Here is a 25,645-nt window from a genome sequence, read left to right as displayed (position 1 = left end):
CCGGTGGAGCCTACGTGAAGAAGAAACGTGTGACGTGATAGAAGATTGGCGCGGCGAAGCAGATATTGTCGATCTGGTCCAGGATGCCGGCGTGCCCTTGGACCAACGTGCCTGTATCGGTCACTCCACGATCTCGTTTGATCGCACTCATCGTCAGCGTACCCATGCTGGCCATCGCGGTCACAATCACGCCCATCAACAAGGCTTCCCACCAAAAGAACGGTGTGGCCCAACGAAGCAAAGCCGCGATCACACCGGTCGACATCATGGCTCCCAGCACGCCTTCCCAGGTTCGAGACGCGTTGATATCCGGAGCGATCACGTGACTGCCGGCCAACTTGCTCCAGACGCGTTCCAAAGTCAGCGACAACTGAGCAATCAAGACGAAGAACATCAGCAAGTTGACGTTGCTGCCCGTCCAAGGTTCGCCGCCGGTTCGAACCAATTGAAGATCCAAAAGTGCCGGTGCGTGGGACAACGAGTAAACGCAGACCAGCAACCCGGCCTGGATCTTCGCACAACGCTCCAGAAACCGTTTCGCGTCGCCCGCGATGGCCGCACGAGCCGGAATGAACAGGCTCGCGTAGACCGGGATCATGATGCTGTAGAACGGATAATACTCATCGCCCAAACCGATCAGGATGTACTGCAGCGGCGTGAAGATGAAGAAGATCCAAAACAACGTCCGGTGATCACCCCGCCGGGTCGGCGTCATCGAGATAAATTCTCGCAATGCCCAGAATGACACCATCGAAAACAACACCACCAACCCGATCCAGTGGATCAACGATCCGATCACAAAGATCGCCACCATCGTCCACCACACGCGCAGCTTGGCGCGGAATCGCTTGACGACCGCTGCGTCGACCGCGATCGAATCGTTGCGACCGAGCAAGAACGCGACCAAAGTCGCGATGCCCAGCGCCGCTAGGATGACCGCGATCAAGATGAAAGTGGTGGTATCTGTATCAGGCAAGGTGTTCTTCGATTGGAGGGGAACCTGCTGTCGACTTGGTATCAGGCGAACAACCAGAATACCGCAGAAAGCCGAACGGCATTCCTAGCTAGCCAGTTTAGCGACTACGGCGGCGCCCATTTCTTCGGTCGACACGCTCTTGGATTGATCGCCACGAGCCAGGTCAGGTGTTCGCAAGCCGTCGGTGATCACGCCCGCGACGGCTTTTTCGATCGCCTCGGCTTCCTCGGTCAGTCCCAACGAGTGACGCAGCATCATCGCTGCTGCCAAGATGGTCGCCAACGGGTTCGCGACGCTTTTGCCGGCGATGTCCGGAGCCGATCCGTGAATGGGCTCGTACAGACCGGGACCACCATCGCCCAAAGACGCACTGGGCAACATGCCAAGCGAACCGGGCAACATGGATGCCTCGTCGGTCAAGATGTCGCCGAACATGTTGCCGGTGACAACCACATCAAATTCCGATGGTCGGTTGATCAAGTGCATCGCCATCGAATCCACCAACACGACGTCGTACTGGACATCGGGAAATTCGCTGGCCATGACTTCGGCAGCCACTCGACGCCACAAACGACTCGGCTCCAAAACATTCGCCTTGTCGACGCTGGTCAATCGATTCGAACGACCGCGAGCCGCTTGGGCTGCCATGCGGACGATTCGTTTGACTTCACTGACCGAGTAGGTCATCGACTGGAAAGCGGTCTCTTCTTCGCCGCTGCCGGAAGTGCCTGATTCACCAAAGTAAATCCCACCGGTCAATTCGCGAAAGAACAGGATGTCCGTGCCTTTGACGATGTCGGCTCGCAACGGAGACGCGTCGGCCAATTCGTCGAACAGCTTGATGGGTCGCAGGTTGGCGAACAGCCCCAACTCCTTGCGGATTTTCAGCAGACCGGCCTCGGGGCGAGTCTTGGCCGAAGGATCGTCCCATTTCGGTCCGCCAACCGCTCCCAAAAGAATCGCCGCAGCGTTCCGGCAGGCATCGATGGTTGGTTGAGGAAGAGGGTCGCCGGTTTCGTCAATCGCGATCCCACCGATCTGGTGCGAACTGAAATCGAACGTGTGCCCGAAACGCTCCGCGACCTTCAGGAGGACCAAACGGGCTTGTTCGACGATTTCAGGTCCGATCCCGTCACCGGGCAACAAAACGATGGAGGAATTCATAGGTCTAACGGGGACTAATTGAGCGTGGGGAGGGCTGGAGAAAGACACATTTTTGAGACACAGAACTTAACGGACTTCGGCTGTTTCCCCCAGGGTCCTGCGTACTCAATCGTCACAACTGGCACGACCGTCCAAGTCCCCCGCAATGCGGATGATCCTGCACAACTGGTCAGCACACGGGTGTCTTCTTTAGCCCAAAGTTAAAGAGCGTTGCCTCCCGCGACCGCCCTTTTCGCGACAAATCGATCCCGCCAATCGCCAGCCGACGCTCCGTCATCTCGAATTGATTCCTTCGGCTCGGCAATCAAGCCCGACACCTCAGCACGCCCCGCTATGCACTCGACCACTAATTCGAACTTTCCAAGCGTCGCAAACTCCTCGGTGCCGCCAGTCGTCGCGCCCGCCGGCGATGCGTCCGCCGACATCACCGAAGGACTGTCATTCTCGCCCGCCAGCCATCCGTCGGCTCTGAATGTCCCTCGTGAAATTCGGGTGCTGCACGTCGTCAACGGAGAACACTTCTCCGGCGCGGAACGCGTGCAGTCTCACCTCGGCCGCTGCCTGCCAGACCTCCATGTCACCGCCGACTTCGCTTGTGTCAAACCAGGCCGATTCGCCGACATGCTGGAAGAGCACCAATCCGGCATGGCGGGAGAAAACTGGGGACAGTGTCATCGTGTCCCAATGCGTCACCGCCTGGACTGGACCGCCGTCAAACGGCTCGCCCGAGTCATGGCGGAAGGCGAATACGAGCTGCTGCACGCTCACACACCGCGAACGGCCATGCTCGCCTCGGCCGTTTCGAAATGGTCCGGTCGACCTTGGGTCTACCACGTCCACAGCCCAGCTGGTCGAGATTGCGAACGAGCTTGGTCGAACCGGATCAATGCCTGGATCGAACGACGATCGCTAGCGAATTGTTCTCATCTGATCACTGTTTCAAACAGTCTTCGCGAAGACACGATTCAACAAGGTTTTCCCGCAGACAAAGTCACCGTGGTCCACAATGGCGTCCCCGCGATTCGCCCCGCTCGCAAAAGCAAACCCACCATCGGCGGCCGCTGGACAATCGGCATGGTCGCTTTGATGCGAGCCCGCAAGGGACTAGAAGTGGTCCTGGATGCACTGGCGATCCTCAACAACGTCGGCACCGAGGTCACGCTTCGCTGCATTGGTCCCTTTGAAACCGAAGCCTACCGTCAACAAATCGACGCTCAGATCAGCGACCTCGGGATCGGACATCTGATTGACTGGGTTGGATTCACGCAGGACGTCCCCGCCGAACTCGCTCGTCTGGATGCGATGGTTCTGCCAAGCCTCTACGGCGAAGGGCTACCAATGGTGGTCTTGGAATCGATGGCTGCTGGTACGCCCGTCATTGCAACTTCTGTTGAAGGAACGCCCGAAGCGATCCGCCATGGCATCGAAGGTGTCCTTGCTGAGCCTCGCGATGCAGAATCTTTGGCCGAACAAATTCAAGCCATGGTTTCCGGACAATATGATTGGCAATCGATGTCTGACTTCGCTGTCACGCGCCACCATCAATGTTTCAGCGATCACACGATGGCTCATGGCGTCGCAAAGGTCTATCGTCGCATTTTGGACCCAATGGGTCATGCAACCGACGATTGATCCGGTGCAAATTTCTGCCCCGCAACCGCCCACCAGCTTGGTACGATGAACCAAGCGGCGAGCAAACCGCGTTTCTGATCCCAGACTTCTGAATCAGCGGAAAAAACGATGCGAAGCTTCAAAGGATTGGCCCCCGTTTTCAATTCAAACGGTCTCGCAATCACCCGCATCACGTTGGTCGGATTGCTACTGGCATCGATCCCAACCGCTCTCCTCGCTCAACCTCCCTTTCGCGGTGACAGTCGTTCTTTCCCCGATCGTCGCCATTCGGGAATCGACCATCGACGCGGCGGTCCTTCCGGCGAATTCGATTTGGTGGAACCTTCCGGTGTGGTGACCGGCCGCATTTCTTTGCGTCGCGGAAACTTGATCTATCGCCACGGCGATGGGCGTCAAGTTGTCTACTCTCGCGATCGACGTTTTGATACTCCAGACGGACAGTTCCTGGGCTACTACAACACGCTGCTCGCGAGAGCATTGAAGTTCCCCCGCAATGGCTTCGGCAACTTCCTCTACATGGATCTCGACAACTTCAATCCCTTCCCCCAGGCCTCCTATCGATTCGTGCGGCCGGTCGGTGTGGGACCGATCGGTGGCCCCGTGTTCGGTCCGTTGGCGGGCGGATATGTCGAATACGGAGCTCCAATCCGCGGTGGATTCGGCCTGCCTTGGCTCACTCCCGCACCCGCGTTTGGTTGGGGCATCAATGACATTCCGAGTGGCCCGATTGCGGTCAGCCCGATCCCACTGAACCCCGGCCCGGTGCCAATCGATACACGGCGAGTTGCGTTGCCTGACTTGCCGCCCGCGAAAATTCGATTCACCAACAGCAGCCAAAGAGACGTCAACGTCACGCTGACCGATTCGCGACAAGCCGGATTGAAGAAGACGTTTCGACTTGCGCCTGGTGAATTCGAAGACATGAAACTACGCCGCGACGCCGGGCATGAATGGGTCGAAACCTTCGAACTGCTATCACCCAACGGCCAGTGGATCACTCGCGAAGTCCGCCATCAGATCCCACCACAGTCTCGCTATGAAATCGTGGTTCACGAATGGCGCGTCCAATCCGTCGCGATCGACCGTACCGCACGAGGCAACAACCGTATCGAAGACATCAACATGCAAGGCAAAGGCATCGGACGTTTCCTCTTGCCACCCGGGCCTGAACTGGTTGACCAAACAATCGATGTTTTCCAATCGGCTCGAGCAATGCAAAACCAAGGCACCGTCACACCGATCATTCCCGACGAACAACTGCAGGAACAGTTCCGCCCCAGCGACCGCGTCACACCGTTCGAGCGAGCCATCCTGGAACAGCAGCGTGCGATGCAACGAGCCAAAGAAGGGCAACGCTAAGCTCGCCCGGCCAAATCAATCTTTCGCCGCGACGCGAAACGTCCCCTTGGTTCGAACGTAGACGATGGTTTCTTCATCCGCCGAGATCTCATGCGTTGCCTCACCTTCGGAGCCAAAGTAGCTGCCCGGCACGAGTGAAGCGTTCTCGCTTTTGTCATCGAGGCTAAGACTTAATTGACCGCGAATGACGACCACACGAAAGGTTGACGCCGTGGTTATGAACTTGCCAGTGAACCCGGCGGGCAATTTGACCAGTGTCCCACTGACCTGATCGGCCGCAGGTTGCCCCCAGAGAAACGTTATCTCCGGTTCGCTTTTACTCACGGTCTTGGTCGGTTCGATCCAACTGGTGTCCGACGCTTTCAACCAAACAAGGTTGGACGCATCGACGTTCACGGGACGTTCCCCGGTATCGAATGCCTCACTTGGTGGCTGCACGAGATACGGACCTTCTTGAATCTCGACGTACGCGACGCTGTCTCCGCGAGCGGCGGTGATGTGAACTTCGCCCAACGGCTGAGTCCAATAGGAACCCGCCGGCATCCACATCGGCTCCGCATCGGGATCGTCGTTGTGCAAACCGCCCGCGATCACGACCCCGCGATAAGTGATGTTGTGAATGTGAGGCGGCGACGCAAACCCATCGACAAACTTGACCAAGAAACCCGACGCGCCGTCTTCGGTCTGGTCTCCCCACAGCGTTCCTGCCTTGGGGGCCGCGTCGCCGCGATTGGGATTGAGAGACTGCCATCGAACGTCCGACGCCAGCAGGACACGCGTCTTTTGTGCAGAAGGTTCCTCCGCGAGCAAGCCGCCAGCTGGCCAACCGACTAACGCGATTGAGGCGAGAAACAGCAACCCAGCAAAGCCGCGTTCAGAAAGTCTGCGTGTCATATTTCATCTTTCGTTTGCTCGGCGGTTGAAGCGATCCATCCGGTTCGCATCGCAACACAGCCTCAGAAAAGGTCGTCAAAGCTGCCAGCATAAACGAACGAGTCTTCCGTATCCGATCAAAAGTTGCTGAGTCGATTCCGCAATCGTTTTCCCGCTTCAATAGCACGCGTCAGATGCTTCCTCGCGTCTGATCCGGTCAACGCGAGGCTTGAATTTTGGATGCTCGACGAGCAAAATACCGACGACCTCCAAACTTCTCTGAATCTTCTCTACTCTCCTCTTTCGTCACATCCAAATTGTGGCGAGACCGCCGAGGACCTCGGTGTGAAAGGGCAAACGAAATGCGACTCGAATGGATTGGATGCTTCTTTGTTGCCTATGGCGTGATCGCTGGATGCGCCGAACCGCAGCCCGAACCAGAACCCTCGATTCAGAACATCGTGGAGGACGAAAGCGAACGCGCCATCCAGGATTACATGGACGCCCAGGACCAAAATTCGCGGCGGATGGCGGAGCAGTATTTACAACAAGAAAATTACGAGAACGTCGGCGGCGGCCAACCGATGCAGGATAGACCGGCGGAAGTCGAACGGATGGTTACCCCTTCCGAGTTCGCGCCGAATCCATTGTCCGAGCAAGCTCCCGCGGCCGATTCAAATGTGCTTTGAGTTTGGGACCATTTGCCGGCCGAACAAACCGTCTCGCCAGCACTAAGCGCGCGAGAGAAACTGACCGGTTCGCGAATCAATCTTCAAGACTTCGTCTTCCTTGATGTACTCGGGAACTTGAACGACCAACCCCGTTTCCATGGTTGCTGGTTTGGTGCGTGACGTGGCCGAGTTCCCCTTCACGCCCGGATCACACTGAGCGATCTTCAGCTCCACCGTCGCTGGCACTTCGATCCCGACGCAAGCATCGTTGTAGATCAACGCACGCATGCCTTCCAAGCCTTCGGTGATGTAAGGCAACTGCTCTTCCGCGTCTTCCAACGGGACCTCGTATTGCTGGTAGTCCTCTTTGTCCATCACGTGCAAGTGCTCCGTGTCGGTGTACATCAACTGCACATCGCGACGAGAGAAATCGGCTTCTTGCAGGACATCGGTGCCCTTGAGTGTGATGTCGACCTTGTTGCGGGTCATCACGTTGCGAGCCCGAAACTTGTAGAGCGTTGCGGCACCGCGAGCTGACGGCGATTGCACCGAGATCCCAACGATCATTACTGGATTGCCGTCATGAACCACAACGGTGCCGGTTTTCACTTCTTTTGCGAGCATGATTGATAACAAAATGGGAGAGGAGGATTTTTGAGAAACGTACTGCTCGCTCAAACGAAAGAAAAGCCCGGATCCCGCGGCTTTTCGATCAATCCGACGCGACTGTATCCGCCGCGTTCCAGAACGCTTGATCCGGAATACCGTCGCAATCGATACCGGTTGAAGTGCTCGACCGTTCGGGGAATCGCTTTCGAGAGACTTCGATCGCGTTCGGTTCATACCAGCGACCTACGGTTGCCATAGCATCAAATCGGTTGATCACGAACTGAGATCAACACGGCACCGTGAGATTTCAAAGCAACCGTCGCCATGAACGACCCTGACGCATCCAACCCTGAATCGACCGGCCGCTTTGGTGTGGCCGCGACTGACAGCGACGGTCTCGACAACAACACCCAGCCATCAAACAGTCGTGGTGAAGATTCGTGGAGCGATCCGGGCAGCCGCAACTCGGGTTCGTCACGAAAGAGTCGTTCACGTTCACGACGTCGCCGAACGGGGAACGCTTCCGCATCCCACCCGATTCACGAAGAAACGATCGGCGCAAACTTGACCGATCAATCTCGATCTTCGGCAAAGACGCCTCGGCCCAAAGAATCGATCAACGATCCCGCCGACCGATACGAATGTCTCGAAGAGGTTGGACGAGGCGGATGGGGAGTGGTCGAGAAAGCAGTCGACCGACAACTCGATCGCGAAGTCGCGGTGAAGCGTTTTTGCGATGCGAATGATGTCACCGAACAAGAGCGGCAACGCTTTCTGCACGAAGCCAAGGTCACCAGCCAACTTCAGCATCCGGGGATTGTCCCGGTGCACGAGATGGGCGATCGGCGAGACGCTTTCTATGTGATGAAGTTGCTCGACGGAGTCACCTTCAGCCAATCCATTCAAGATCATCACCGCAAACACAAATCTGCGGGAAGAAAAACGCGGTTCCAATTTGGCGAATCGCTCGAACCACTGCTGCAACGCTTCGTCGACATTTGCAATGCGGTGGCCTACGCGCATCAACGTGGCGTCATCCATCGCGACCTGAAACCATCCAATGTGATGATCAGCGGTTTTGGCGAAACCGTGGTCCTCGATTGGGGGCTGGCTCAGTCCGTCGACCAGAACGAACACCACGAAATCGATCAAACCCAAGAAACACTTCGCGCTCGCTCCGCCGACGTTTCGTCGTTGTTTGAACCCGACGGCACCGTCGTTGGCACGCCCGCGTACATGTCGCCCGAACAAGCTCGCGGCGAAGTTTCGCGAATCAATCGTTCTTCGGATCTGTATTCGCTCGGCGTGATTCTTTTCACCATCGTGGCCGGCCGGAATCCCTATCACGGGCAACCGGTCAAACGAATTCTCGAACAAGTCCGCAAAGCATCCTGCCCAGACCTGCGATTGTCGCAACCGCTGGTTCCGCTTCCGCTGCTATCGATTGTTCGCAAAGCGATGTCTTCGTCGCAGCACGATCGATACGAGAATGCGGAAGACCTTGCCAACGACGTACGGCGTTTCATCGCCGGTGATTCGGTTTCCGTTTATCGCGAAAATTGGGTCGATAAAGGTGTCCGTTGGTGTCGTCATCACCAAAGCATCGCCGCGACAGTCTCGCTGGCCGGAACCGGGCTGCTGCTGGCAGCGATCCTGTTTGGAGTCTTTATTCACCGGGCACACCGAGCCGAACGAATGGCTCGGATCGAAGCTCAGCAGGCGCACCGAGAGGCGATCTTGAATTTGAGCGAAGCACTGGATGCAACCGACACCTGGCTGATCGAACTCAGCGGTTCGCTGCAGTTCTATCCGGGGATGGCGCCACTGCGTTCCAACCTGCTCGACCGCGCGATCGATCAATACGATCAAATTGCCAATCAAAACATCGCATCACGGAACCAAACTCCAACCGATCAAGTATTCGACGACTTTGATCTGGCGGAATCCAGTCGGCAAACCAAACGTCTTGCTTTGCTGCAGCGAATCAAAACGCACTTGCGTCTGGGCGACCTTCATCGAATCACGAATGATCTCGATCAAGCTAAACAGGAGTACTCCACAGCTGAAAAACTTCTGCAGCGAGTGGATGTCGATACGGACGAACTGCAAGTCACGTTGGCTTCATCCTCGAGAGCGGACAATTCATTTGCGACGCAGCTAAAAATTGAAAGCATCCATTCGTTGATCGGCCAAGTGTTGATCAACGACACATCGCTATTGTCTGATGCAACGAAACAACGCGTGGTCACCGCACGACGTTGGTTGGCTCAGCGTTTACCGCAATCGTCGGATTTGCTTGACGCTCAATCCCACGACTCACTGCCACATACAATCGGTCAAATTGCATCTGCGGCGGTTCGTTTGGAATTGGCGACTCACGCTCTGCGTGGCCCATCTGCATCGACGTTGTGGGACGAAAGTTCCTACCTCCGCGCCATTCAAACCGCACGATGGCTGACGCAGCGCCGCGGAACGTTGAGCGACCGCCGTCTTTCGGAAAATATCCAAACAGACAACTGCCGGCGATTGACCAACTCCGGGTCGCATCGATTGGCCGAAGCGGCATGGACTCAGCTGATTGAAGACGTGCAGCAATGGATCAGCTCTGAACCAGACCGAATCGATTACATGCAATCCTGCGTTCACGCTTTGCTGCAACGAGGCAATTGCCGCGTGCACCTGGGTCGTCAAGCCGACGCGGTTGAAGACTTTCGAGCATCGATCCAGACGCTCGACAATGCATGGCGTCTGACCGACGACGATGGCTTCTACCGCGTGAACTTGGCGACCGCCGAAAACAACTTGGGCCAATTGCTGACGCGGGGTTCCGAGCGAGATCCAGAATTGGCAGGCAAACTACTTCGGCAATCGCTTCAAACTTACGAAGCATTGCTTCGCGAAGAAGTCACAGCGGATTTGCTGCGTCGCTATGCCCAAACCCATCATGCTTTGGCGGTGCTCGTTGGTGATTCAAATACCATCGAACAAGGCGATCTCGCTGAGGGACTCGACCATGCGAAAAAATCCAAAGCTGCTTTCGACATTCTCAAGGACTACGAACCGCTGACGGTGGACGAAAAACTGAACTGCATGCAACTCAGTCTCATGTTGGCGGCGAAGCCAAACAGCACCGATTCGGACCATTCCGCCCAGCCACATATCAGCGACTTTCATACACACTTGCAATCGCTATCGATGGAAACACTGAATGATGAGCAACGCCAGCGAGCGAACCAATTGCAAAACGATTTAGCTAGCCTGATGCAAGAAACTGCGACGACCGATCTGATCGGTACGATCGACAACACCGCCTCGGTCGACCCAGATTCTGAAGGCTCAGAATAAATAGCTCAGCTCTGCGCTCTGGATGAGCACAGAGTAACCCATGTTTTCAGGCAGACGTGAACGAGGGGCAGAGCGGACACCAGCCGATCGTTTTCGTCGCTCGCCAAACAACCAACTGACGAACGGTTTGAAACCACCAGGCGATGCCGTATCCAGTCACCTCGAATGAACTGAAACACATGAACTCCGCTACCAGCCCCGCTTTGACCGCAACCGCCATCAACGCTGCCCAATCCAATCACGACGTCGCCGAAGCAACCTTGCGTCAACAAACGACCACGCAACCTCAAAGCGTGCAAAACGAATGTTGCCTGGTGCAAATCTATCCGCCGGATGTGATCGAAGGCATGATGCTGCTGGAACAAGATGAGTTCCTTATCGGTCGGTCCCCCGACTCCGATTTGCCACTGCTGGATGGAAGCGTTTCACGTCAACACGCTTTGCTGTTTCGCGACCACGATGGCTACGCCGTTCGCGATTTGGGCAGCACCAATGGAACCATCGTCAACGAATCAACCATTGATTCCGATCGCTATTTGAAGAGCGGTGACACGGTCCGTATCGGCAGCTTCCTATTCCGATTCCTCTCAGCCGACAGTGTCGAAACGCAGTATCACGAAACCGTCTACAACGCACTCACCCGCGACGCCTTGACCGGCACGATGAACAAGCGATACCTGATGGAAGCGATGAGTCGCGAAATTTCGCGATCGACTCGTGCGAAGTTAGAGATGGCCGTCGTCATGTTGGACATCGACCACTTCAAATCAGTCAACGACACACACGGTCACTTGGTGGGCGACGAAGTCCTGCGAACGTTTGGCCAACGCGTTGGTGCCATCTGCCGAGTCGATGACCTGTTGGCTCGATATGGCGGCGAAGAATTTTGCTTGTTGCTCGCGGCAACCGGCCGTGAAGACGCATGCGAAATCGCGGAACGTTGTCGCCAAGCGGTAGCCGACACACCTTTCCCAACATCCATTGGCCCACTGGTAGTGACCGCCAGCTTCGGATTCGCGGTTTTGGATCCCGAGAATCCTCAGTCCAGCAAAGAATTGCTCGAGGCTGCCGACCAACAACTCTATGACGCCAAGCGATCCGGTCGCAACCAAGTCTGCGGGTAACCCCAAAAAAGTTCATTGTTGGGACCCGACGCAATAGAGCGTTCTTAGGCTGAAACCCTCATGGAAACGATGATCTAAGCTGAGATTCGATCGACATCCCAAATAATCCCTTCTCCGGTACCATCCCCGCGAAACCGCAGCAATGAATACTGCTGGTTTCTGTTCAAACACTTAATGGTATCGCTGAGTCTACGCTTGGGCTCCAGGTCATCTGCGCCCGGGAGCGGGTCATCGATTCGTGATGGCCACGCCTCTTCTTGAAAAGCGCTCAAAACCACCTCCTGATTCGTGGCTGGCCAACGAAAACGCTTCACCAGCTTTCCCTGGAAAGTCAACTCATGTCGATCAGGGTCCCAAGTTGGCTTCGGTTTTGCAGACAAACCCACAGGCGACGGGGCAACTTCGTCCGGGATTTCTCCAGACGAAAACTCCGTTCCATCTTGAACCAACTGGATCCCTAAAGTTCCGAGTTCGAAGCGAGAGAGACGCCTTCCAAAACCAGCGGTAGCCGAATCACTCCCGCCAACATCATCTTGAAAGGGCTCTGAACCAACCGTTCGAACCCAGCCTTTGCGAGTCATCCAAATCAAATCGTTGGTGCAAATGCCCATCGCCTCCGCATCCGAAACACTGATGGCAAACTCCTGTGCAGAGCATTGCAAATCTTTGGCATACTCCCTCGCCTCCTGAAGAGCCTGGAGGAAATGGGAGAACTGGCGAAATTTTCGCTTTTCAAACTTTGAGCTAAAGCCAGTGAACAGGCTCACACTAGTATCCATTCCTTTGGCTCCCCAACCAAGCATATCTATCCGGGCGCGACGCCAAGGTACCAAATGGGGGGACACTGTCAACGAACAATCCCTTCGCGTCCGATTTGCGCCCCGCGCGCACCCTTTGGTTATTGCTTGTGCATATTTGCAAATCAAACCACCATCATGTTCTTCGAATCAGTGAGTAATAACGAATCGAAAGGCTGGGGAAACAGTCACAGCCTAAGGTACCAAGTTCTCTGCACTCACTTCCTCGTCATGAAAATAATGACAAATGGACACGAAATTCAACTTATCTCATGGATGGTGTCCAGATGTACCCGACACCAGAGACTTCGAATCATCTCGGTTCAGAGACTCACAAAAGCTGCTTCCGCATGTGGACCTGCGAGAGGAAGGACTCGACTTTTCATGCAGCTCATTCAGTCAGTCATGCTCCTGTGCCCCTGTCGTCCTGTCCTTGCTCGATTGGTCGACCCGAAAATGGCAAGGAACTTCCATGACGGCCTCGGCTCTCTTCCTCCATCAAATGACGCTGAAACTTTGGGGAGGCGGCGGCGCACACGGTGTGAGCCTCCGTTCCACCATCAAAACCCTCAAGCGTCTCGGATGCCCCCCTGAACGCCTCTACCCATCCGACACCAAATGGACCAATGACAATCCACCATCGCCCGAACTATTCGCTTTCTCCAAACCGTATGGTGAACTCTCCTACTTCCGCATTGACACGTGGAGGACCCCGCGATCCTCCCTCGTCACCACAATCCGAAATTGCCTGAGCACCAACACGCCGTGCCTCTTAGGTTTCCCAATCCCATCTTGCCTCTCAACTGATGCTTCAGCAACCATTCCACTGGACACATCGCGTGGCGGCACCGAGGGCGGAACGGCCTGCATCGTATTGGGCTACAACGACCATCACATCGTATCACCTTTCATACGATGCCAAACAAACTGCAGCAAACATCAAACCCATGGTGCTTTCCTGATCAAAACATGCTGGGGTGAGCACTGGGGAGAAGATGGCTATGGGTGGTTGCCGTTCGCCTATATCGAAAGCAGTCTCGCAAGAGACATTTGGTTCTTAGCTCATCCAGAATGGACATAAATCACATAGGCACGCATTCGGTTTCCGGTTTGCAACACCTTCGCTTCCGTGGCGTCCCAACTCACCGCCCATACGATCTAGCTTGCCTTCGCCGTCTATCAGGTTCATTGCCTGCTTCGAAGGCACACACTTCCATTCTCTGTTCAACTGGAGCCCCCAATGAAGTCGCCGGCAGCAACAATCCCCGTCTGCGTTTTCGCAGCCACCATTCTTTCAGCCACCTTTGCAAATGATACTTTTGGGCAGTATCACACTCGTTCAGTCGTTGTCCGATCCCATCCGGTTCAGTCGCAGCCAATACACTCTGCGCCGGTTTACGCACCACCAGTGACACAACATATCACTCACAGCCAACCTGTTGTGACATCCTCCGATCCACTCAGCGTCTGCGATTGCGGCGGAACCACCACAGGACCTTGCAACTGCAAAAATCTTCATTGCAAGATTGTCCTGCCACGATGTCACAAGAGCGGGCCGACGACGAAGACCCCCATCAAGTGTGATATTTACGGAACCATCCCGAAGATCAATCACGACATCAACTGCTATGACTGGGAATTTGATTTCCAGCACGAAACTGATGTCCCACAAATCTGGTGCACCATCGAACGATGCGTCGAGATCGGCAAGAAGGACATACAGTGTGTTCCCGGCTGCAGCTTCAAGGTCTGTGTTCCAATCAATGACTGCGAAAAGAAGACGGTCGAATGTCGATTGGTCCCTCAGCCAATGCAAATGAAGATCTATCGTCGCAAAGAGGGGAACCGTACAGTCTACGATGTTTATGTCATCAACGATCCCGATCCGAATTCACCGTTCCACGCTGGTGGAATGCCCGCCAAATGGCTCATATTGCATTGCGCAACAGCTGAACAAGTTCGCGCCCAACTTCCCAATGCCACCAAACAAGATGGCACCCCAATCGTCAAAAGTTCGACGAAAGGCAAGTCGACGCCAAACGAGGACGCCAACGTGAACATTGAAATGGTGGTCACAGAGTCGATTCTCAAAGAATACGCTGACGAACTCCAAAAAGAATCGGCCGAGGATTCGGCCCCCTCACAAGCCGCTGACAACTCTTCGGAGGAGACTGTTGCGAAAGCATCCAAAAGCCAAACAAAGGCGGAGTCCAAAGGGTAATCAAGCTCCCGTTCACTCGGAATCCTGGTCGTCCTGCGCTGTCAGTGCAGGACGACCAAACCGAGGAACTGATTTGGCAAGTTCTACCATCAACGCCGCACAGACTCTGTTTCCCTTGCCCTTGATGGTTGTTGACAGACACGAAAATGGCGGATTGCCTTCACGCGATTGATTTGACTCAGTCGCGAATTCTCCGGCGACAGGCTCGTGTGACTCGAGAACGCATCGGCGAGTTTCGATACTCACCCTTCCTCCACAAGATTCTGGTACGCCTGCTACGTCTTTCGCAAACAAAAAACTGGACTGGGGCTATCGTTTGGGGTTACGCTGTGGGTCTCCCACCTCCCGCGAAGCAGATGTCCCACCTATGTCGCGAACCATCCTTGCCGTCCTGGCGATCGTTCTCGTTGGCTCGAACTTGCGAGCTGACGTGGACTATGAGTCTGATATCAAACCTCTCTTCCAAGAGAAATGCGGGGCTTGTCACGGCGTCCTCAAACAAGAAGGTGGGCTCCGACTCGACGCTGGGTCCTTGATCCGTGGTGACGAAAGTCCAAACGGGCTGTTGGATTTCGATCAACCGGCTGACAGCGAGTTGATTCGTCGAGTCGCGACTTCGGATCCGGACGAACGAATGCCGCCCGAAGGAGAAGGCACACCGCTGTCGGCCCAACAGATCGAAATGCTGGCTCAGTGGATCCAGCTTGGTGCACCAAGCCCGCCTGACGAAGAGATCATTGAATCCCCGTCAGAACACTGGGCCTACCAGAATCCCACTCGCCCCGAACTGGCAACCGACATCCCTGAACCATGGTCGTCGAATCCCATCGACGTCCTGATGTTCGACCAGTGGCGGCAAAGCCAACTGGCTCCGGTTCCCCCCGCCGATCCCTCCATGGCTTTGCGTCGCCTTCACTTGGATGTGACTGGGTTGTCCCCATCTCGCGAGGATCAGGCCGAGTTCGCATCGGATCCTTCCACCGATGCTTGGCGTCAACGAATTGATCGTTTGCTCGACGATCCCGCTTACGGTGAAAAGTGGGGTCGGCACTGGATGGATGTGTGGCGGTACAGCGATTGGGATGGCTACAAGAATCAACTCCGTGGCAGCCAACGACATATCTGGCATTGGCGCGATTGGATCATCGAATCGCTGAATGTCGACAAAGGCTACGACAGAATGATCCATGAGATGGTGGCGGGCGATGAGATCGCCCCCGAAGATCTCGACACGCTCCGAGCAACCGGGTTCCTGGTTCGCAATTTTCACACGAGCAATCGCGACATCTGGCTGGACGCAACGGTCGAACACACCGCGAAAGCTTTCCTAGGAATGACGATCGCCTGCGCGCGGTGTCACGACCACAAGTACGATCCGATCTCACAACAAGAGTACTACGCGTTTCGAGCGATTTTCCAACCGCACCGAGTCCGCACCGAACGTTTGCCGGGAGAACCCGACACATCAAAACTCGGGCTGCCGCGAGCCTATGACGCGGACCTCAAAGCTCCGACTTACTTGTACGTGCAGGGCAACGAAAAGAATCCCGACAAAGACCATCCGATCGCCCCCGCCCTCCCCGAGATCGTTGAAGTCCCCTTTGAGATTCAGCCCGTTGAACTGTCGGATCTCGCCTCCAATCCTTTCTTGCGAGAGCACATCGAAACCGAAGAGATTGCCGCCGCAGAAAAGAAACTGAGATCTGCCCAAAAGTCACTCCGCGAAACCACAGACAAGAATGATGCGATCGTTCGCCAGCAGGTCACAGTTGCCAAAGCAAACCTGCAATCCATCCAGCATCGTTGGGCAGCAACCAAAGCCAAATTCGTCGATGCAAAAACGGACAAGGCTGGGGCGACGAACACTCAAGCAAACGTCGCCGACCTTGCCATCCAAGCCGCGAACTCCGAACGAACACTGCGGTTCCAACAAGCCCTGCTCGATGTGCTGAAGCAACGCAATGCGGTCACGACAGCCAAAGAATCAAAAGAAACAGACGAAGCCAAAAAGAAAGCCGCCATCGATGCGGCCTCCAAGAAACTGGCAGAGGTCGAGAAGAAACTGGTGGACGCTTCCGTTGAGTTGGTCGCCAACGACGCGAAGTTCACTCCTGTCGGCAAGAGCTACCCATCAACCAGCAGCGGACGCCGCACCGCGCTCGCTCACTGGATCACCGCCCCGGAAAATCCCCTGACCGCACGCGTTGCCGTCAACCACATTTGGACGCGTTACTTCGGTCAGCCGTTGGTCCCCAGCGTCGATGATTTTGGACTGCGTGCATCTCAACCGGTCCATCACAAACTACTGGATTGGTTGGCTGTGGAACTGATCGAAAAAGACTGGAGCATGAAGCACATCCACCGTTTGATCCTTCAATCTCGCACCTATCGACTCGCTTCATCCGCGACGGTGGAATCCGAAGGCACTTTCGCGAAAAACGTTGAAATGGATCCGGACAACCTGTTCTTCTGGCGAGCCAACGTGCGTCGTCTGGAAGCCGAACTGGTTCGCGACAATCTGCTCGCCGTTGCCGGGACACTCGACAAATCCATGGGCGGACCCGACATTGATTTCAAACAAGGCGAAACCACGCCACGGCGCAGCGTCTACTTCCGCCATGCCTATGAGAAACAAATGCCGATGTTGGTCGTCTTCGATGCAGCCAACCCGACCGATTGCTACCGCCGATCAGAAAGCATCGTCCCGCAACAAGCACTCGCACTCGCGAACAGTCCGCTGGCGATCGATCAATCTCGCACGACCGCGGCGAGTTTGAGTGCCGAAGCCAGCGATGATCCCGCGTTTGTCACGGAAGCTTACGCCGCCATTCTCGGACGTGAACCCAGCGACAGCGAACGCTCTGCCTGCGAATCATTCTTAACTCACCAAGCGACCTTGCTGGCAGATTCCGAGAAGCTTTCCCCATCCCCCGGTGCGGCCAAAACCACGGTCCCGCCAGCGACCGATGCAAACCTTCGCGCACGTGAAAACTTGGTTCACGTCCTGTTCAACCACAACGACTTTGTAACGGTGCGATGAGCATGCAATTTGGAAACAACCGTCCACACTCATTCTCCGGACGTCATCGCCGTGGCTTCCTGCAAGACCTCGGCCTGGGATTCGGAAGCGTCGCACTGTCCAGCCTTCTGCAAGGTGACTCGACCGCTCACGGTAACGAGATCGCGGAAAGCGAACTGAAGAAGATCGCTCCGAAAGCCAAGAGCGTGATCTGGTTGTTCATGATCGGCGGCGCCAGCCACATGGAAACCTTCGATCCGAAACCACAACTGAACAAGTTGGCCGGCAAGACGATCAAGGAAACGCCGTACGCCAAAGTCCTCGAGTCACCCTACTTAGCCAACGAACGCGTCGTCGCGTTTGACCCCAACAACGGATTCATCCGCAACGAAATCTATCCTTTGCAAGTCGGCTTCGCACCGCGAGGCGAAAGCGGAATTGAGATCAGCGACTGGTTCCCGCATGTCGGAGAATGTGCCGACGATCTATGCGTGCTCCGGTCGATGTGGACCGAAGACAGCAACCACGGCGCTCAATTGCAATTTCACACGGGCCGCCATCGCGTCGACGGCTTCTTTCCCACCGTCGGTTCCTGGGCGACCTATGGCCTGGGTTCACTCAACGACAACTTGCCCCAATTTGTTGTGATGGGAACTCCCGTCGCCGATTGCTGCGGCGGTCGTGAATGCCACCGTGCAAACTACTTGGGGCCTCAATACGATGGCATTCCGCTGGACATCGATTCGGACATCCCGCTGCCTTACGCGGCACCACCCGGCGGCGTCTATCAAGAAGAACAGGCCGGTGAGTTTGAACTGCTTCGTCAACTGAATCAAATCTCGTCAGAACAGTTCCCAACCGACGAAGCGTTGCGTGCACGAGTCCGTTCTTATGAATTGGCATTTCGAATGCAAACCGCGGTCCCCGACGTGGTGCGACTCCAAGACGAAACCGCTCAGACTCAGCGAGACTATGGGCTGGACCAGCCCGAGACCAAAGTGTTCGGCCGCCAAATGCTGACGGCCCGCCGATTGGTCGAGCAAGGCGTTCGCTTTGTCCAGGTCTACCACGGCAGCAACGGCGGGGCAGGGCAGTGGGACAACCACAAAGGGCTCAAGGCCGGCCACACCAAACTGTGCAAACAAACCGACCAGCCCATCGGTGCCTTGCTCAAGGATCTGAAACAACGTGGACTGCTGGATGAAACCCTGGTCGTTTGGGCAACCGAGTTCGGACGAACTCCCGGAGCTCAATCATCCAACGGTCGCGACCATCATCCCTACGGATTCAGCGTTTGGATGGCCGGCGGCGGAGTGAAGGGCGGAATGACGCACGGGGCCACGGATGAAATTGGATTCCACGCGGTCGAAGATCGCCACTATGTGACCGACATCCACGCCACCCTCTTGCACCAACTCGGCCTGAACCGGCACGAGTTGGTCGTTCCCGGTCGCCAACGATTGGAAAGAGATTTCGGCCACGTCATCCACGACGTGCTCGCCTGAAAACGGACCTTCTAAGTCCAGTCGCGTTTCGCACGGCTGCGCAAACGGTTCGCTTCATCGTCGCCTACAAACGTTTCCGTTTGGGGATCAATCGTGAGCGTCCGATTCAAAATCCAAGACAGCGCCGCGGCATGACAAGCCACGTGCGACCGACGCATCACGGTTGAATTGCAAGTCGCCTGCTCTCGACTCTTGATGCAATCGAAGAAGTTCCGTGCATGAGCGGTGACGTCCAAACCACGGACACGCTCAGCGCTGGAAAGCTCTTTTTGCAAGGCAGGCGAAGACGCCACAATTTCACCTTCATCGCCTGTTTCAATCGAGCCATCCTCACCGATGAATCGCACCGGGCAAGTCCCCAAACGAGTGAGCCAGCGCGGACTTCGATCGCCGAACGGTTCCTCCAAGAAGTCCACTTTCAACTGAATGCCGTTGGCATAAGTGCACATGATCGCGGTCTGCGAAGGCTCGTACTTCACCGGCATCGTGTCGTCGGCACTCGCCGCCCATTGGCAAAGATCCAACGTATGAGCTCCCCAATCCAGCAAACGCGCACCGCTGTCAAAGTCATACTGACCACGCCAACGACCATCGACGTACTTCTGGTTGAATGGACGCCACGGAGCAGGCCCCAACCACATGTTCCAATCGCAAATGGCTTCGTTCGGTGTCGGTTGAGCCGGCAACCAAGTGTTGTCCAAAGTCGGCAAGTAAGCCGTGGCCTGCAACTCTTTGAGCTGCCCGAGCTTTCCTGACTGAGCCACCTGCACGGCTTGGATGAAGTTCGGCACACTGCGTCGCTGCGTGCCCGCCTGAAAGATTCGACCAGTTCGCTGGAACGTCTCATCGAGCAACTGGCAATCACGGATCGTGATCCCACACGGCTTTTCGCTGTAAACGTCCTTGCCAGCCTCGGCGGCCAAGATCGACGCGGCCGCATGCCAACGATCGCCCGTCGCAATCAACACCGCATCGATGTCATCTCGGGCCAGCAACTCGCGAAAGTCTTGGTAGAGCTTGCAGTCTTGATTTCCATAGTGATCATCGACCAATTTCTTTCCGGCATCACGACGTGACTGCTGAACATCAGCGATGGCAACACACCGCACATCTTTGAGCTTCAAGATGGCTTTCAAGTCGTACGTGCAACGAGGCCCGATCCCGATCACCCCCAGCGTGATGCGTTCCGATGGAGCGACCGAATCGCCAGCTCCCAATGCCTCGGAAGAAATCAAATAGGGCGCCGCGAGAGACGCCGCACCAGCGGCTAATGTGGTGGACAAAAAATTGCGTCGGTGGGTCATGACTTTGCGTGGGGAGAGCGTAGCCGGAAGGATTTTCTTGGGCGGTCGCGTTGTGGCACGACACCCAATTTCGTCCCCATTCTAATGGCTCAGCGCAGCTTGATGCACACGACTTCTTGGTTGTCGCGGATGTATCCCAACCCATCGGCAATCGAAAGTGATTGACGTGTTCGCCCGAACAGTATGGCTCGCCCCAGTTCTTCGTATCCATCCGGCGAGACTTTCACGAGCACGAGTTCCCCGTCCATCGTGGTGATCCAAAGCTTGCCATCCGCCAGAACCAAATTGCCTTTGCCGAAACGAGTCTTCCGCCAAACGGTTTCGCCGGTGTCCGCATCAATGCACGTCAGGTGTGTGGTTGGGCCGGCTGCTCCAACGTTGTCAAAGCCGTAGAGATAGCCATCGACCAACACAGATGTTTGCCATTCATTTCGCATCACACTTTTGGAATCGACACTGGCCCAGTGTTCCATTGCCGCGAACTTTCCGCCCGATTCTTCGACGTCAATGAACACGCAACCATGGTTCTCGCCAGCGGAAATGAACACATCGTCGTTGACCGATACCGGGTTGGCTGTATTGCAGGCGTAAGGTGTTTCAAACTCATACGTCCACAAGACGGCGCCGTCGCTCGGGGCAATTCCCAACGCCTTGTCGCCCGTCAAACTGACAATCTGTTGTTTGCCTGCCACGTTCATCAGCGTTGGTGACGAGTATCCGGCCGGTCCGCTGCCCGCTGACCATTGCAGCCGCCCGTCGCTGGTTCCAAACGCCGCCACCGCCGTGCCGCGTCCTCCCACGTGCACGATGACCGAATCTCCGACTACCAATGGAGACGACGACATCCCGTATTCCGATTCGCTTGCGCGGCACGCCTGCAATGCATCCGTCCGCCAAATCAACTCGCCCGTCTTCTGATCGACCGCGCACAAGACTCCGTCGCCCGTGAACGCATAGACGACTCCACCCAATACCGCCGCGGTCGCACGAGGCCCGTCGCCTTGACCGTTCTTGTACTCCGCTCCCAAACCGGTTTGCCAAGCACGTTCGCCGGTTTTGGCATCGAAAGCAACGAGCAATTGCTTGCCCGAATCATTCATCGTGGTAATCGCCAAGCCATCCGCGACCGTGACCGCTGACATTCCCACACCACCGGGCACCCGCCAAACAACCTCGGGACCTTCTTCGGGAAACGCGTCGAGCAACGCAGTCTCGCTGGACGAGCCATCTCGTTTTTCACCCAAAAACTGAGGCCAATCGGCGTGCGTCCAAGAACAGCTAACAACCGTTGCCAGCAAAACGTGGAGACTTCGGTGAATCAAGGTTTGCATGCTGTGTCTCGGACGGAGCGATCAAAAGGAAATGCAGACCAACATGATAGCGCAATCGGTCACCTCGAGCACAACTCACTGGCGGTATACTTCTCGTCCCAACCGGCCGTCCTCCAACCCAGCTGCAATTTGTGTCCCATCTTTGCTTTCTCAACGGCACCGCGATCTTGCCCGACCGCTTGCTTCCCGATGCGGTCATCGTCTGCCGAGACGAACGAATCACGTACGTCGGAACCGCACGCTCTCGCGTTCCCGCCTCCGCGAAAATCATTGATGCCAAAGGCGGCTACATCTGCCCGGGCTTTGTCGACATTCACATTCATGGTGGCGGTGGTGCCGACGTGATGGATGGCAGCCAGGACGCGGTCCGCGCGGTGTGCCAGTCCCATGCTCGTCACGGAACGACGACCATGTTCCCCACAACCAGCACCGGCACAGACGACCAGATTCACGCGATGCTGGCGGCATGCGGCGAAGTCCGTGACACTTGGAACATCCAATCTGGCAGCAAGATCGCCAGCGTGCATCTTTATGGCCCGTACTTCGCGAAAGGCAAGACGGGATGTCACGACGAGTCCGTGTGCCGGGCTCCCGAGGCGGCCGAATATCGCCGCTACTTCGAATCCGGCATCGTCGGCATCGCGACCTGCGCCGCGGAACTTCCTGGAGCGGCGGCGTTTTACCGACACGCGAACAAACGAGATTGTCTGGTGACCTGCGGTCATTCCAATTCCAGTTGGGACGAGATGGAAGCCGCGTTCAAAAATGGCATGCGACACGTCGATCACTTCTGGTGTGCGATGAGCAACGTGTCCTCGGTCCGCCAGCGACTCGGCGTACCAATGCAAGGCAGTATGTTGGAATACGTTCTGGCCAACCCCGAGATGAGCACCGAGGTCATCGCTGACGGCATGCATCTGGCACCGGAGCTACTGAGCTTCGCTTGGCGAATGAAAGGCAGCAAGCGTTTGTGCTTGGTCACCGATTGCAACCGAGCCCTCGACATGCCTCCAGGGAAATATCGATTTGGACCGGAAGCAGATGGTTCCTGGTTCACCAGCGATGGCCAAGTCGGCTGGGCGTCGCCTGGATCCTTGGCCAGCTCCGTGATGGGTATGGATCACATGGTTCGCACGATGCACAAGGTCGGAAACGTTCCTCTGCAAGCCGCCGTTCGAATGGCGTCGCTGACCCCGGCCGAACGAACCGGCATCGATCAACAAGTTGGCAGCCTCACCGCCGGCAAACAAGCCGACATCGTCTTGTTGAGCAAGACATTGAAAGTGAAGCAGGTCCACATCAACGGCGAGCGTTTGCAAATCATGTTACGAAAATGAATTCGTCAAACGACTCACCGCCGGGACAAACGATAAGAAAATGCTCCCAACAAATCACCGGATTCCGCGGTGTGACATTCCATGCACTCGCCGCTTGCTCGAATGGCACCGAGTAAAAACATTTGAGTCGCAGTTTGCTTTTCAATCAGTTCAGCTCCCGCTCGCAATCGTCCAATCGCATCAACTTCGAATTCCGTGAGCGAACGGGTTGGAACCTGATCGCTCTGCAATTGATGCATTCTGGGAAGCTCGCTCTCGTCATAGGCAACCGGCGGATCGAACTGTTGCAAGCTCACCAACTGCACGAAATCGAGTTTCCAAGAAGGGGCGTCAGTTGACACCCAATGCACCTCGGACAATTCCGACAGTTCAGGATGCTCGTCAATCTTCCTGCGTGTCCCCAAAGAACCCCACAAACCATAGTTCGTTGCCGTTTGCTGATCACTGGATTCAGTTCCGGCGGCTATCTCGCCTTCGATGAATTGCACTGATCCGTCGTTCAGCAAAATGTGGGCACCACCACGGGAAATACCAAAACCTTCCGCATTGCGGAAACCCTCTGTATTCAACTGATGCAAATCATCCGGAGTGATCTCCAATGGCTGCTCGGAAGCTTCGTCCACATCACTACGAGAGGCGGCTACCAGCAGTGATGCATCCAACTCTTGAACGTCACTTCGATCAGACAGGTCATCCGTGAAAGATTCGTTCCATGTTCGTCCACTCAACGCACCAATTGAGAAAAGAGACAACACACTGAGCAGGACGAGAAGCAACCGCATTTCGAAACCCTCTCTTGATCGAGGAATGGTTTGCAGAACTGTCGACGGGACGAATGCAGCCTCATCATAACCTCGATTGAAACCCAATTCACGAAGCATTCGCATATCGCGTTGTTACACAGTGTTTGGTCCTCCGATGTGCACGCGAAGTATAAAATTCAGAGTCACAGTCACCTTGAATCCTCCATCGCAACTGAAAAACATGAATCGACCGTCACATCTCCCCCGTTGGATCGCAGTCGCCACCGCATTGATCTTCTGCTCAAACGCTGTTTCGAGCCTCCATGCCCAACGCCCCGGCGGACGACGGGGGGCTCCCACGGTCGACGAACCTTTCGTCGGCATCGTCACCTCGCAAGGCCCCCAGAAAGGTTTGTTCAAAATCGAGTCCACGGGTGTCTCCACCGAACCGGTTCGCATCGCAGCAGAAGCCTTCCTCGCGGGACTGACCGACCAGCAACGTGAGCGAACCGTCTTCCCGGTCGACGACACCGAATGGAGAAAATGGGACAACCGACACAGCCCCAAACGCCAAGGAGTCGGCTTCGACGAGATGACCGAAGCGCAACGAACGCTTGCCTTCGAAATGCTTCAGCAAAGCCTCAGTGCCAAAGGGCTGAAGAAAACCAAAGACATCATGAAGCTGAACGGGACGCTCGGTGAACTTGCAAAACGCCCTCAGGAATACAACGAGTGGTTGTACTGGATCACGGTCATGGGAACGCCTTCCAAAACTGAACCCTGGGGATGGCAACTCGACGGGCACCACGTCGTCATCAACTACTTCGTCTTGGGTGACCAAGTCGTGATGAGTCCTGTCTTCATGGGATCAGAACCCGTCGAAGCCAAGCAAGGAAAATTCGCGGGAACGATCGTGATGCAAGACGAACAGGACAAGGGTCTGAATCTGATCCAGATGCTGACCGACGACCAGCGTTCGGAAGCGATCATCATGAATCGCAAAGATGGCAACAACAATCTGACGGAAGCCTACAAGGACAATGTCAAACTGGACTACGCAGGTCTCATCGGATCAAAACTCGATGACTCTCAGAAACAAGCGTTGCTGCAGTTGATCGAAGAGTACGTCGGCAACATGCGAGAAGGACACGCAAAGGTTCGTCTGTCCGAAGTCGAAAAACAACTCGACGAAACCTACTTTGCATGGATTGGCGGAACGACCGACCAAAGCGTTTACTACTACCGAGTTCACAGCCCGGTGATCTTGATCGAGTTCGACCACCAACGCCGAGTCGCTCCGTTCCGAACTTCGGAACCAACGCGAGATCACATTCACACCGTCGTTCGAACACCCAACGGCAACGACTACGGCAAAGACATCTTGCGTCAACACTACGAATCGCATTCGCATTGAACGCGAGAATGGCTTGAGCTAGTCAGCAGGAACGATCGGGCGTCACCATGTGAGCCGTTTGTGCGTTCGCCTGGGTCATTCAATCTTTGGGGTTGCAGGTCGAGGACACGGTGCAACTTTTGTCACCTCTCCCTCAACTTCGTTGGGGGAGAGGTTGTGCAGTTTTTTGATGCAGGTATTTATGCTGTTTTCGCGCACCGTACCTCTCCCGAAACGAAGTT

At 55.7% G+C, this 25,645-nt stretch carries 18 protein-coding genes; 10 read left to right on the top strand and 8 right to left on the bottom strand.

Annotation, left to right across the window (positions count from 1 at the left end):
• Positions 1-10 precede the first annotated feature (10 nt).
• Both B2R17_RS04625 and leuB read right to left on the bottom strand, forming a co-directional pair.
• Positions 11-976, bottom strand: a complete 966-nt coding sequence (locus B2R17_RS04625) for a phosphatidate cytidylyltransferase (protein ID WP_286763048.1) — start codon at positions 974-976, stop codon at positions 11-13.
• Between the two features lie 84 nt (positions 977-1,060).
• Positions 1,061-2,140, bottom strand: a complete 1,080-nt coding sequence (gene leuB / locus B2R17_RS04620) for a 3-isopropylmalate dehydrogenase (RefSeq protein WP_286763047.1) — start codon at positions 2,138-2,140, stop codon at positions 1,061-1,063.
• 333 nt (positions 2,141-2,473) lie between these two features.
• Here leuB and B2R17_RS04615 point away from each other — a divergent pair, with 333 nt between their 5' ends.
• Positions 2,474-3,772 carry a glycosyltransferase family 4 protein gene (locus B2R17_RS04615; RefSeq protein WP_286763046.1) on the top strand — a complete coding sequence of 433 codons (1,299 nt, stop codon included), beginning with the start codon at positions 2,474-2,476 and terminating at the stop codon, positions 3,770-3,772.
• Between the two features lie 108 nt (positions 3,773-3,880).
• Complete coding sequence (locus B2R17_RS04610; protein ID WP_286763045.1) at positions 3,881-5,131, top strand: hypothetical protein; 1,251 nt, start codon at positions 3,881-3,883, stop codon at positions 5,129-5,131.
• A gap of 15 nt (positions 5,132-5,146) precedes the next feature.
• On the opposite strand, the gene B2R17_RS04605 is transcribed toward B2R17_RS04610, so the two are convergent.
• Entirely contained in the window at positions 5,147-6,025 is an 879-nt protein-coding gene (locus B2R17_RS04605; protein WP_286763044.1) for a DUF4437 domain-containing protein, read from the bottom strand.
• Between the two features lie 341 nt (positions 6,026-6,366).
• Between B2R17_RS04605 and B2R17_RS04600 the strand changes: the two genes are divergently transcribed.
• Complete coding sequence (locus B2R17_RS04600; RefSeq protein WP_286763043.1) at positions 6,367-6,693, top strand: hypothetical protein; 327 nt, start codon at positions 6,367-6,369, stop codon at positions 6,691-6,693.
• A gap of 42 nt (positions 6,694-6,735) precedes the next feature.
• Here B2R17_RS04600 and B2R17_RS04595 read toward each other — a convergent pair whose 3' ends face one another.
• A complete protein-coding gene (locus tag B2R17_RS04595) occupies positions 6,736-7,299 on the bottom strand; it encodes an elongation factor P (protein WP_286763042.1) in 564 nt (187 codons plus the stop codon).
• Positions 7,300-7,608: 309 nt separating this feature from the next.
• Here B2R17_RS04595 and B2R17_RS04590 point away from each other — a divergent pair, with 309 nt between their 5' ends.
• Together B2R17_RS04590 and B2R17_RS04585 are read left to right on the top strand one after the other, a co-directional pair.
• Positions 7,609-10,629, top strand: coding sequence for a serine/threonine-protein kinase (locus tag B2R17_RS04590; protein ID WP_286763041.1), 3,021 nt, complete (start codon positions 7,609-7,611; stop codon positions 10,627-10,629).
• Positions 10,630-10,772: 143 nt separating this feature from the next.
• Positions 10,773-11,753 carry a GGDEF domain-containing protein gene (locus tag B2R17_RS04585; RefSeq protein ID WP_286763040.1) on the top strand — a complete coding sequence of 327 codons (981 nt, stop codon included), beginning with the start codon at positions 10,773-10,775 and terminating at the stop codon, positions 11,751-11,753.
• A gap of 74 nt (positions 11,754-11,827) precedes the next feature.
• On the opposite strand, the gene B2R17_RS04580 is transcribed toward B2R17_RS04585, so the two are convergent.
• Positions 11,828-12,556, bottom strand: a complete 729-nt coding sequence (locus B2R17_RS04580; protein WP_037253941.1) for a hypothetical protein — start codon at positions 12,554-12,556, stop codon at positions 11,828-11,830.
• 1,810 nt (positions 12,557-14,366) lie between these two features.
• Between B2R17_RS04580 and B2R17_RS04575 the strand changes: the two genes are divergently transcribed.
• The 3 genes from B2R17_RS04575 (at position 14,367) to B2R17_RS04565 (ending at position 19,295) form a co-directional block, all read left to right on the top strand.
• Positions 14,367-14,771, top strand: a complete 405-nt coding sequence (locus B2R17_RS04575) for a hypothetical protein (RefSeq protein ID WP_286763039.1) — start codon at positions 14,367-14,369, stop codon at positions 14,769-14,771.
• A gap of 367 nt (positions 14,772-15,138) precedes the next feature.
• A complete protein-coding gene (locus tag B2R17_RS04570) occupies positions 15,139-17,811 on the top strand; it encodes a PSD1 and planctomycete cytochrome C domain-containing protein (protein ID WP_286763038.1) in 2,673 nt (890 codons plus the stop codon).
• Positions 17,808-19,295 carry a DUF1501 domain-containing protein gene (locus B2R17_RS04565; protein WP_286763037.1) on the top strand — a complete coding sequence of 496 codons (1,488 nt, stop codon included), beginning with the start codon at positions 17,808-17,810 and terminating at the stop codon, positions 19,293-19,295. The genes B2R17_RS04570 and B2R17_RS04565 overlap by 4 nt, the downstream gene beginning before the upstream one ends.
• An 11-nt stretch (positions 19,296-19,306) precedes the next feature.
• On the opposite strand, the gene B2R17_RS04560 is transcribed toward B2R17_RS04565, so the two are convergent.
• Together B2R17_RS04560 and B2R17_RS04555 are read right to left on the bottom strand one after the other, a co-directional pair.
• Positions 19,307-20,599 carry a Gfo/Idh/MocA family protein gene (locus B2R17_RS04560; protein ID WP_339887229.1) on the bottom strand — a complete coding sequence of 431 codons (1,293 nt, stop codon included), beginning with the start codon at positions 20,597-20,599 and terminating at the stop codon, positions 19,307-19,309.
• Between the two features lie 89 nt (positions 20,600-20,688).
• A complete protein-coding gene (locus tag B2R17_RS04555; protein ID WP_286763035.1) occupies positions 20,689-21,930 on the bottom strand; it encodes a PQQ-binding-like beta-propeller repeat protein in 1,242 nt (413 codons plus the stop codon).
• A 131-nt stretch (positions 21,931-22,061) separates the two neighbouring features.
• Between B2R17_RS04555 and nagA the strand changes: the two genes are divergently transcribed.
• Positions 22,062-23,267 carry an N-acetylglucosamine-6-phosphate deacetylase gene (gene nagA / locus B2R17_RS04550; protein ID WP_286763034.1) on the top strand — a complete coding sequence of 402 codons (1,206 nt, stop codon included), beginning with the start codon at positions 22,062-22,064 and terminating at the stop codon, positions 23,265-23,267.
• 14 nt (positions 23,268-23,281) lie between these two features.
• Here the strand turns inward: nagA and B2R17_RS04545 are convergent, their stop codons facing one another.
• Positions 23,282-24,148, bottom strand: a complete 867-nt coding sequence (locus B2R17_RS04545; RefSeq protein ID WP_286763033.1) for a hypothetical protein — start codon at positions 24,146-24,148, stop codon at positions 23,282-23,284.
• Between the two features lie 94 nt (positions 24,149-24,242).
• Between B2R17_RS04545 and B2R17_RS04540 the strand changes: the two genes are divergently transcribed.
• Positions 24,243-25,424 (top strand): DUF3500 domain-containing protein, encoded by a 1,182-nt coding sequence (locus B2R17_RS04540; protein ID WP_286763091.1) that lies wholly within the window; start codon positions 24,243-24,245, stop codon positions 25,422-25,424.
• Positions 25,425-25,645: the final 221 nt, after the last annotated feature.

Source organism: Rhodopirellula sp. UBA1907, assembly GCF_002337565.1.
GTDB classification, from domain to species: Bacteria; Planctomycetota; Planctomycetia; order Pirellulales; family Pirellulaceae; genus Rhodopirellula; species Rhodopirellula europaea.
The sequence above is the reverse complement of the archived record's forward strand: the minus strand, read 5'-3'. Positions and strand labels throughout refer to the sequence as shown.